General features: G+C 71.9%; 10 protein-coding genes and 1 pseudogene. All 11 read right to left on the reverse strand.

Going from position 1 to position 10,223, the window contains the following annotated elements; translation table 11 throughout:
• Positions 1–148 precede the first annotated feature (148 nt).
• Positions 149–550 (reverse strand): YccF domain-containing protein, encoded by a 402-nt coding sequence (locus AB0E14_RS38235; protein WP_362429685.1) that lies wholly within the window; start codon positions 548–550, stop codon positions 149–151.
• Positions 547–1,410, reverse strand: a complete 864-nt coding sequence (htpX, locus tag AB0E14_RS38240; RefSeq protein ID WP_362429688.1) for a zinc metalloprotease HtpX — start codon at positions 1,408–1,410, stop codon at positions 547–549. The genes AB0E14_RS38235 and htpX overlap by 4 nt, the downstream gene beginning before the upstream one ends.
• Positions 1,411–1,581: 171 nt before the next feature.
• Positions 1,582–2,037, reverse strand: a complete 456-nt coding sequence (mscL, locus tag AB0E14_RS38245) for a large conductance mechanosensitive channel protein MscL (protein WP_362429691.1) — start codon at positions 2,035–2,037, stop codon at positions 1,582–1,584.
• Between the two features lie 82 nt (positions 2,038–2,119).
• Positions 2,120–3,619, reverse strand: a complete 1,500-nt coding sequence (locus tag AB0E14_RS38250; RefSeq protein ID WP_362429694.1) for an NADH-quinone oxidoreductase subunit N — start codon at positions 3,617–3,619, stop codon at positions 2,120–2,122.
• The gene (locus tag AB0E14_RS38255) at positions 3,616–5,169 is read right to left on the reverse strand and encodes an NADH-quinone oxidoreductase subunit M (protein WP_362429712.1); all 1,554 of its coding nucleotides are present in this window, start codon (positions 5,167–5,169) and stop codon (positions 3,616–3,618) included. Before AB0E14_RS38255 ends, AB0E14_RS38250 begins: the two co-directional genes overlap by 4 nt.
• Positions 5,170–5,196: 27 nt before the next feature.
• Positions 5,197–7,185, reverse strand: a complete 1,989-nt coding sequence (locus AB0E14_RS38260) for an NADH-quinone oxidoreductase subunit L (RefSeq protein WP_362429697.1) — start codon at positions 7,183–7,185, stop codon at positions 5,197–5,199.
• Complete coding sequence (gene nuoK, locus AB0E14_RS38265; RefSeq protein ID WP_362429700.1) at positions 7,182–7,565, reverse strand: NADH-quinone oxidoreductase subunit NuoK; 384 nt, start codon at positions 7,563–7,565, stop codon at positions 7,182–7,184. The genes AB0E14_RS38260 and nuoK overlap by 4 nt, the downstream gene beginning before the upstream one ends.
• The gene (locus tag AB0E14_RS38270; protein ID WP_362429703.1) at positions 7,565–8,131 is read right to left on the reverse strand and encodes an NADH-quinone oxidoreductase subunit J; all 567 of its coding nucleotides are present in this window, start codon (positions 8,129–8,131) and stop codon (positions 7,565–7,567) included. Before AB0E14_RS38270 ends, nuoK begins: the two co-directional genes overlap by 1 nt.
• Positions 8,128–8,694 carry an NADH-quinone oxidoreductase subunit I gene (locus tag AB0E14_RS38275; RefSeq protein ID WP_362429706.1) on the reverse strand — a complete coding sequence of 189 codons (567 nt, stop codon included), beginning with the start codon at positions 8,692–8,694 and terminating at the stop codon, positions 8,128–8,130. The genes AB0E14_RS38270 and AB0E14_RS38275 overlap by 4 nt, the downstream gene beginning before the upstream one ends.
• Positions 8,694–9,662 (reverse strand): complex I subunit 1 family protein, encoded by a 969-nt coding sequence (locus AB0E14_RS38280; protein WP_362429709.1) that lies wholly within the window; start codon positions 9,660–9,662, stop codon positions 8,694–8,696. The genes AB0E14_RS38275 and AB0E14_RS38280 overlap by 1 nt, the downstream gene beginning before the upstream one ends.
• A pseudogene (locus AB0E14_RS38285) lies at positions 9,659–10,223 on the reverse strand (NADH-quinone oxidoreductase subunit C); the annotation flags it as partial. The pseudogene AB0E14_RS38285 and the gene AB0E14_RS38280, both read right to left, overlap by 4 nt.

A 10,223-nucleotide genomic window follows, 5' to 3' on the forward strand; every position in this document is an offset into this window, starting at 1 on the left:
CACCGCCGTCGTGACCAGCGCGATGTCCCGCACCTGCGCCGTCAGCCGGTGCGCCATGGTGTTGACCGAGTCCGTGAGGTCCTTCCACGAACCGGCCGCCGCCGTGCCGCCGTGTGCGTCCGCCAGGCCGCCGCGTGCCGCCGCCGTCTCAATGCGTCTGGTACGGGTACGCGGCCTGGTCCGAGCGGACGATCTCCTTGCCCAGGGGGAGCAGGGAGACCGGGATCAGCTTGAAGTTCGCGATGCCCAGCGGGATGCCGATGATCGTGATGCACAGGACGATGCCCGTGGTGATGTGCCCGAGCGCGAGCCACCAGCCCGCCAGGATCAGCCACAGGACGTTGCCCACGCAGGACGGCGCGCCCGCGTCACGGCGGTCCACGACGGTGTAGCCGAAGGGCCAGAGGGCGTAGACGCCGATCCGGAAGGCGGCGAGGCCGAACGGGATGCCGATGATCGTGATGCACAGCAGGATGCCCGCGAGCATGTAGCCGAGGAACATCCAGAAGCCGCACAGGACGAGCCATATGACGTTCAGGATTGTCTTCACGGGCGGTGACCTGCCATCTGTTCGAGTCGGGCGATGCGCTCCGCCATCGGCGGATGCGTCGAGAACATCTTCGAAAGGCCTCTGCCCCCTCCGAAGGGGTTCGCAATCATCATGTGGCTCGCGGTCTCGATCTTCGGCTCCGGCGGCAGCGGCAGCTGCTTCGTGCCCGCCTCCAGCTTGCGCAGGGCGCTCGCCAGGGCCAGCGGGTCGCCGGTGAGCTGGGCGCCCGAGGCGTCCGCCTCGTACTCCCGGGAGCGGCTGATCGCGAGCTGGATGACCGAGGCGGCGACCGGGCCGAGGATCATGATCAGCAGCATGCCGAGGAGACCGGGGCCGTCGTCGTCGCTGGACCGGCCGACCGGGATCAGCCAGGCGAAGTTGACCAGGAACATGATCATGGAGGCGAGCGCTCCGGCGACCGAGGAGATCAGGATGTCCCGGTTGTAGACATGGCTCAGCTCGTGGCCGATGACTCCGCGCAGCTCGCGCTCGTCCAGGATCGCGAGGATGCCCTCGGTGCAGCACACGGCCGCGTTGCGCGGGTTCCGGCCGGTCGCGAAGGCGTTCGGCGCCTGGGTGGGCGAGATGTACAGCCGGGGCATCGGCTGGCGGGCCTGCGTCGACAGTTCGCGCACCATCTTGTAGAGCGCGGGCGCCTCGAACTCGCTCACCGGGCGCGCGCGCATGGCCCGCAGGGCCAGCTTGTCGCTGTTCCAGTAGGCGTACGCGTTGGTGCCGAGCGCCACGAAGAGCGCGACGATCAGTCCCGTACGGCCGAAGAAGCTGCCGATGACAATGATGAGGGCCGAGAGCCCTCCGAGGAGTACGGCGGTCCTCAGCCCGTTGTGCCGGCGGTGCACGGTACGCCCTCCAAGTGGTGCGGCAGGGGAACCCTTTGCTCGGTGGTGTGTCCACCTCGTCCAGTGGACCCTCCCGTACTGGTCAACGCCAGGCGGAAGGCTCCGGTTCCCTTGCCCCCACGGGGGCCGGTGTGGGCCGTACGGGTGATGGCGGAGGGCGCCGAGGCGCCGTCAGCGCGGGGCCGGGAGGATGCCGGCCTTCTCCAGCGCGGCGGCGACCGGCTCGACCTCGCTGGTGCAGTGCGCGCACCGGGTGGCGACGGCCGGGATCTCGGTGAAGCAGCGGGGGCAGTCGCGCATCTCGAACTTCTCCGCCGCCTCCTCCTTGGCGAACTTCTCCTGGACCTTCGTCATGGGGACGACGATGAAGAAGTAGAGCACCGCGGCGGTGATCACGAACGCTATGGCGGCGGAGATGGCCAGGCCGTACGGGAAGATCGTCTGACCGACCTTGAACTTCGCCTCGCTGAAGTCTCCGACCGAGCCGGTGGCGAGACCGATGAGCGGGGTGATGAAGGCCTTGCTGAAGCCGGTGACGACGGCGGTGAACGCGGATCCGACGGCCAGCCCGATGGCCATCGAGACGACGTTCCCGCGGAGTATGAAGTCCTTGAAACCGGTCAGCACGGGTGAAGCTCCTTGATGCGTTTTTCTCTGTGGGGGGAGAGGTCGTACGGGGGTGAGGTGAGGGTCGGAACGAACGTGAGGGTCAGAACATGGTGTCCGACGCGAAGCGGAGGGCGAACTGCGGGTAGCCCGACAGCACCACGCCCACGACGGCCGTGAGGGCGACCGCCAGGGTGATCGGTGCGGGCACGCGCGCGTGGGCCCGCTCCCCGACCGGCTCGCGGAACAGCAGGGCTGTCCACCGCAGGTAGTAGTAGAGGCCGATCACGACGTTCACGCCCATGATCACGGCCAGCCAGCCGAGGCCGGCGTCGACCGCCGCCGAGAAGACGGTGACCTTGGCGAAGAGGCCGATGACACCGGGGGGCAGACCCGCCAGATTGAGCAGGAAGAAGCCCATCGTGAGCGCCAGGAGGGGGCTGGCCGCGTACAGGCCCCGGTAGTCGGCGATCCGGTTCTCGGGGTGCGTACGGGCGACCAGGGCGGCGACCGCGAAGGCGCCGAGGTTCACGACGGCGTACATCAGGGCGTACGCGACGGTGGCGCCGATCTGGGCGTCGCCGGAGTACGCGGCGGCGGCGATCGGCACCAGGAGGTAGCCGGCCTGGGCCACGGAGGACCAGGCGAGCAGCCGGACCGCGCTCCACGCGCGCGTGGAGACCTGCCGCAGCGCGGCCACGTTGCCCACCGTCATGGTGAGCGCGGCGAGCACGGCGAGAGCCGGGCCCCAGATGTCGGCGTAGGAGGGGAAGGCGACGACGGTCACCAGGATGAGGCCGGTGAAGCCGACGGCCTTGCCGATCACGGAGAGGTAGCCGGCGACGGGCAGCGGGGCGCCGACGTAGGTGTCGGGGACCCAGAAGTGGAAGGGGACCGCGGCCGTCTTGAAGGCGAAGCCGACGAGGGTCAGCGCCACGCCCGCCCCGGCGAGGGTCTCCAGCTGTGCGGGGACGTCGTCGAGCGCCTGGGCGAGCTCGGTCAGGTGGAGGGTGCCGGTCGCGCCGTAGACGAAGCTCACGCCGAGCAGGGTCACGGCGGTCGCGGTGACCGAGGAGAGGAAGAACTTCAGCGCCGCCTCGCTGGAGCGCCGGTCGCCCCGGCGCATGCCCACCAGGGCGAAGGCGGGCAGGGAGGCCACTTCGAGGGCGACGACGAGGGTCGCGAGGTCGCGGGAGGCGGGCAGCAGCGCCGCGCCGGCCGCCGAGGAGAGCAGCAGGAACCAGTACTCCCCCGCCGGCAGCCGGTCGCGGGTGTCCGCGAGCGACAGCAGGGCCGTGAGCAGGGCGCCGCCGAACACCAGGAACTGGATGACCAGGGTGAAGCGGTCGACGGTGTAGCTGCAGGCGGCGGTCGCGGCCGGCTCGGTGGTGAGGCAGAAGGTCGAACGGTTCCCTGAGCGCAGCGGGACCAGCAGGGCGATCGAGGCGACGAGCCCGGCGATCGCGGTCCAGCCGAGGAGCTGCTTGTGGCGCTCGGGGAGGAAGAGGTCCGCGACGAGGACGGCGAGCGCGACCACGGCGGTGACGGTGGGCGGCGCGATCGCGAGCCAGTCGACGGACTGGACGAGGGTCGTGGGGGTCACGAGTTTCCTCCCGCGAGGAGCGCTTGCACGGCCGGGTCGGTGAGGCCGAGGAGAACCGCGGGCCACAGGCCGGCGAGGACGGTGAGGGCGACGAGCGGGGTCCAGGCGGCGAACTCGTACCCCTGGACGTCGGCGAGCGCGGTCTCCCCGCTCGGCCGGGGGCCGCCCATGCAGACCCGGCGGACGACCAGGAGGAGGTACGCGGCGGTGAGGAGGGTGCCGATGCCGCCCATGACCATGAAGGTGAGGAAGGCGGGGCGGCTGAGGCCCTCGGCCGGTTCGAAGGCGCCGAACAGGGCGAGCATCTCGCCCCAGAAGCCGGCAAGGCCCGGCAGCCCGAGGGAGGCGACGGCGGCGAAGGCGAGCAGCCCGCCGAGGCGCGGGGCGCGGCCGTAGAGGGCGGCGCCGGTGGCCCCGGCGAGGGTGTCGAGGTCGGCGGTGCCGTACCGGTCCTTGACCGCGCCGACCAGGAAGAACAGCAGGCCGGTGATGAGGCCGTGGGCGATGTTGGCGAAGAGCGCGCCGTTGACTCCGGTGGGGGTCATGGTCGCGATGCCGAGGAGCACGAAGCCCATGTGGCCGACGGAGGAGTACGCGATCAGCCGCTTGAGGTCGCCGTTGACGCCGGGGCGCGTGAGGGCGAGGCAGGCGAGCGATCCGTAGATGATGCCGACGGCGGCGAAGGCGGCCAGGTACGGGGCGAAGGTCCGCATCCCGTCGGGCGTGATCGGCAGCAGGATCCGCACGAAGCCGTACGTGCCCATCTTCAGCAGGACGCCGGCGAGGAGGACCGAGCCGACCGTGGGCGCGGCGGTGTGGGCGTCCGGGAGCCAGCTGTGCAGCGGCCACATCGGGGTCTTCACCGCGAGCCCGATCCCGATCGACAGCACGGCGATGACCTGCACGGCTGTGGACAGTCCGCGGCCGTTGTCGGCGGCGAGTGCCACCATGTCGAACGTGCCCGCCTTCACGCCGATGAGGAGCAGGCCGAGCAGCATGACGACGGAACCGAGCAGCGTGAAGAGGATGAACTTCCAGGCGGCGGCCTGCCTGCCCGCACCGCCCCAGCGGGCGATCAGGAAGTACATCGGGATGAGGACCATCTCGAAGGCCAGGAAGAACAGGATCAGGTCGAGGACGGCGAAGGTCGCGAGGGTGCCGGACTCGAGGACGAGGAGCAGGGCGACGAATCCCTTGGGGGAGGGACCGGTCGGCATCTTGAAGTAGCTGTAGAGCGCGCAGAGGAAGGCCAGCAGCGCGGTCATGACCAGGAGGGGGAGGGAAATGCCGTCGACACCGAGGTGGAGCCGCACGTCGAGCGCGGGGATCCACTTGATGTCCGTGCTCGCCTGGATCCTCGACGGCTGGTCGTGGTCGAAGCCGAGCGCGAGGACGATCGCGGCGGCCAGGATCACGCCGGTCACGATCACGCCGTGGCGGAGCACGGCCTGGTCGGGCGACTTCCCCTTCAGCCCGGGCGGGGCCGGGAGGAGAGCGGCGACGGCACCGAGGAGCGGGCCGGCGACGATCAACGCGAGAAGGAACTGCATCACGGATTCGCTGATATCGATCACGTCTCACGCTCCGGCGGCGACGAGTACGGCGGCGATCGCCAGGACGACGGAGCCGGCGAGCAGGGCGCTCAGGTAGGTCTGCACGTTGCCGGTCTGGGCCCGGCGGACGAGCCACCCGAGCCACTGGGTTCCGGTGCCCGCGCCGCGCACGTAGGTGTCGACGACCTCGCGGTCCAGGAAGCGGACCAGGGAGGCCGCGGCCAGGACGGGGCGGACGAACACGGCGGCGTAGAGGGCGTCCAGGTGGAAGCCGGCGGCCGCGGGGCCGTGCAGGGGGCCGAGCAGGGCGCGACCGGGGTCGGCCGGGTCCTCGGCGGGGTGCGGCAGGTGCAGGGCCTCGGCCTCGACCTTGCCCGCCTCGGCGTCGGGGTGGGCGACGTGCGGGGCGGCGGCCTCGGGGGCGGGGGCGGCCACGGCGGGGGCCTTGGTGGCGAGGGTGCGCCAGACCGCGTACGTGACGACGGCGCCGACGAGGGCGATGCCCGTGCCGAGGACGGCCGTGGTGACGGTCGGGGTGAGGGCGTGGCCGTCGAACCAGTCGTCGAGGTACGTGACGGTCAGTCCGAAGCCCAGGGACGGGATGGCCAGCACCCACAGCACGGTGGTCATCGCGAGCGGCTGGCGACCGTGGTCGGGGACCTGCGCCCCGCGGCCGCGGAAGGCCAGCAGCCAGAGCCGCGTCGCGTAGGCGGCGGTCAGGAGGGCGGTGAGCAGACCCGCGACGAGGACGAGCCAGCCGGCCCCGGCGGGCGCGACGGTCCGGTCCCCGAGCGCGGTGTGCTCGGCGGCCACGAGGACGGCTTCCTTGGAGAAGAAGCCGGCGAACGGCGGCAGGGCGGCGAGCGCGAGGAGGGCGACGGTCATCGTCCAGTACGCGTCGGGGATCCGCTTAGTCAGGCCGCTCATCCGGGACATGGCCGAGAGCGAGTTCGTGCCGGCGGCGTGGATGACGACACCGGCGGCGAGGAAGAGGAGGGCCTTGAAGGCGCCGTGGGACATGAGGTGGAAGACGGCGGCGCCGCGGTCGCCGACGGCCAGGGCGCCGGCCATGTAGCCGAGCTGGCCGATGGTCGAGTAGGCGAGGACGCGCTTGATGTCGTCCTGGGCGAGCGCGGCGAGCGCCGAGCCGACCATCGTCACGGCGGCCATCACGGCGAGCACGGTCATCGCGGCGGCCGACGCGGCGAAGACGGGCAGCAGCCGGGCGACGAAGTAGATGCCGGCGGCGACCATCGTCGCCGCGTGGATGAGCGCGGAGACGGGGGTGGGGCCGGCCATCGCGTCGGGGAGCCAGTTGTGCAGCGGGAACTGCGCGGACTTGCCCGCGACGCCCGCGAGGAGCAGCAGCGCGACGAGGGTGGGGTGGTCGATCGCGCCGGCGGCGACGGCGCCGAGGATCCCGTCGATCCGGAACGTGCCCGCGTCGGTGGCGAGCGCGAAGAGACCGATCAGGAAGGGGACGTCGCCGAGCTTGGTGACCAGGAAGGCCTTGAGGGAGGCGGCGCGCGCCTCGGGGGTCTCCCAGTAGTGGCCGACGAGGAAGTACGAGCAGATGCCCATGATCTCCCAGCCGACCAGGAGCACCATCAGGTCGCCGGAGTAGACGACGAGCAGCATCGCAGAGGTGAAGAGGGAGACGAGCGCGGCGTACGAGGCGTAGCGCGGGTCGTCGCGCAGATAGCCGGTCGAGTAGACCTGCACGCAGGTGGCGACCACGCCGACGACGACGGCGACGAGGGCGGCGAAGCCGTCGATGTTCAGGGCCAGGTCGATGGGGACCGAGCCGGTCGGGGTGAGCTGGGTGGCGGCCTCGATGGTCTTCCCGCCGCCCTGCCGGACGGCGACGAGCACGGCAAGGACGGCGGCGGCGAGCGTCGGCAGCACCGCGAGCGGGCGGACGAAGCCGGGGGCGGTCCGGCCCAGGAGCAGGCCGGCGGCCGCGCCGAGGAAGGGGAGGAGGGGGACGAGGACGGCGAGGGTCGTGGTGGTCACGCGGTGGCCTCGGCCTTCTCGCCGGTCCCGGTGGTTCGGGGCTCGGCGTCGGTGTCGCCGTCGTCGTCGGACGGCGACTCGGCGGTGTCGCGGAGGCGGTCGACGTCCGAGGTGCCGCGGTTGCGGTAGACCATCAGGACGATCGCGAGGCCGATGCCGATCTCGGCGGCGGCGATGGCGATGGTGAAGAGGGTGAGCGCCTGGCCGGCGTGCAGGGTGTCGCGGAGCCACACGTCGAACGCGACCAGGTTGAGGTTGACGGCGTTGAGCATCAGCTCGACGGACATCAGGACCAGGATCGCGTTGCGACGGGCGAGGACGCCGTAGAGGCCGACGCAGAAGAGCAGGGCGGCGAGGACGGCGGGGTAGGCGAGATGCATCAGTCCCGGGCCTCCTTGGCGTTCTTGCGGGACAGGACGATCGCGCCGACCAGGGCGGCGAGCAGCAGGACGGAGAGCGCCTCGAAGGGCAGCACCCAGTGCCGGAAGAGCATCTCGCCGGTCACCTCGGTGGAGCCCTGGGCCGGCCCGTCCAGGTCGATCCAGGTGGTGCGGAAGGCGTCGACGACCACCCAGACGAGCGCGACGGCCGCGACGAGCGCGACCGCCAGGGCGACGGGCCGGTTGCCCGAATCGGCGTCCGGGGAGCGGCCGATGGGTGCCTTGGTGAGCATGAGCCCGAAGAGGAGGAGGACGACGACGGAGCCGACGTAGATGAGCACCTGGACCCAGGCGATGAACTCGGCGGTCAGGAGCAGGTACTCGACCGCGAGCCCGCCGAGCGCCACGACCAGCCAGAGCGCGGCGTGCACGAGCTGGCGGGTGGTGACGGTCACGACGGCGGCGCCGAGGGTGACGAGGCCGACGAGCAGGAAGGCGATCTCGACGCCCGAGGGCGAGAGGAAGCCGGGGGTGGTGGCGGCGAGCTGGGGGACGGCGAGGTTCACTGCTGGTCCCCCTCGGCCTCGGCATCGGCCTGGGCAGCGGCAGCCGCGGCGGCCTTCTCGGCCGCCTTGCGGGCCGCGCCGATCTCCTTCGGCTCCTCGGCGCGCGGGTCGAGCGCGGGCGGTTCCGGCACCGTCCACATCCACTCGCGGAGCTTGTCGCGCTCATGGGTGAGTTCGTGGATGTCGGTCTCGGCGTACTCGAACTCGGGCGACCAGAACAGCGCGTCGAAGGGGCAGACCTCGATGCAGATACCGCAGTACATGCAGAGGGCGAAGTCGATGGCGAAGCGGTCGAGGACGTTGCGGCTGCGCTCGCGGCCGCCGGGGGTGGCGGCGGGCACCGTCTCCTTGTGGGAGTCGATGTAGATGCACCAGTCGGGGCACTCGCGGGCGCAGAGCATGCAGACGGTGCAGTTCTCCTCGAAGAGCCCGATGACACCGCGGGTGCGGGGCGGGAGTTCGGGCTGCTTGTCCGGGTACTGCGCGGTGTGCGCGCGCTTCGTCATCGTGCGGAGCGTCACGGCGAGCCCCTTGGCGAGGCCGGAGCCGGGGATCGGGGACATCAGTTGATCGCCACCTTCACGATGCCGGTGAGCGCGATCTGCGCGAGTGCGAGCGGGACGAGGGTCGTCCAGGCGAGCTTCTGGAGCTGGTCCTCGCGGAGCCGGGGATAGCTGACACGGAGCCAGATGACGATGAAGGCGAGGATCGCTGTCTTGAGCAGCGTCCAGACCCAGCCGAGGCCCTCGGCGCCGAAGGGGCCGTGCCAGCCGCCGAGGAAGAGGACGGTGGTGAGGCCGCAGAGGACGACGATGCCGGCGTACTCGGCGAGCAGGAAGAGCGCGAAGCGGAGCCCGGTGTACTCGGTGTACGCGCCGAAGATGATCTCCGAGTCGGCGACCGGCATGTCGAACGGCGGGCGCTGCAGCTCGGCGAGGCCCGCGACGAAGAAGACGAGGGCGCCGACGATCTGCCAGGGCAGCCACCACCACTCGAAGGCGTTCAGGATGCCGGGCAGGGAGACCGTGCCGGCGGCCATCGCGACGGAGGCGGCGGTGAGCAGCATCGGGAGCTCGTAGGCGAGCAGCTGGGCGGCCGTGCGCAGGCCGCCGAGCAGGGAGAACTTGTTGGCGGACGCCCAGCCGGCCATGAGGCTGCCGAGCACGCCGACGCCCATGACCGCGAGCACGAAGAAGATGCCTGCGTCGAGGACCTGGCCGACGGCGCCTTCGCTCGGGCCGATGGGGATGGCGACGAGGACCAGGAGGTACGGGAGGAGGGCGACGGCGGGCGCGAGCTGGAAGACGCGGCGGTCGGCGTTGGCCGGGACCACGTCCTCCTTCTGTGCGAACTTGACCCCGTCGGCGACGAGCTGGGCCCACCCGTGGAACCCACCGGCGTACATGGGGCCGAGGCGCCCCTGCATGTGGGCCATGACCTTGTGCTCGGTCTGCCCGACGACGAGGGGCAGCACGAGGAACACGGCGAAGACGACGAGCAGCCGGAGGGCGACGTCCAGTACGTCGTTCACGCGGGATCGCCTCCGGCGGGGTGGGTGGGGTTGTCGTCCGTGTCGGGGTCGGTGCCGGTGCCGGCTTCGGCGTCGGGCCGGTCGGCCTTGGGGGGCGTCTCGGCATCCGCCTCCGGAGCGGGGGCGGATGCCGCCTCCGGCTCGGGGGCCGGGGCTGCCTCGTCGTCGAAGGCCGGGCGGGCGTGGTGCCAGGGCGCGTCCGAGCTACGGGTACGAGGCGGGGCGGCGGGTGCCGGGGGCTCCCCGGCCTGACTCGCCGAGCCGTCCGACGCGCTGCGACTGCGACGCGGCGGACGCGCGGGGGCCGGGGCCTGGGCCTCCGGGGCGGCGCCTTCGGCGGCGGCACCCTCGGCGGCAGGGGTCTCCGGGGTGGAGGCCTGGCTGGCGGAACCGTCCGACGCGCTGCGGCTGCGGCGCGGAGGACGCGCCGGGGCCTCCGGGGCGGCGGACTCCACAGCGGCGCCCTCCACCGCCGGCGTCTCCGAAGGGGCAGCCTGGCTCGCCGAGCCGGCGGCGGCCGTACGGGCGCGCCGCACCGGGCGCTCCCCCGCAGCGGCACCC

Source organism: Streptomyces sp. NPDC047981 (genome assembly GCF_040653315.1).
Taxonomy (GTDB): Bacteria; Actinomycetota; Actinomycetes; order Streptomycetales; family Streptomycetaceae; genus Streptomyces.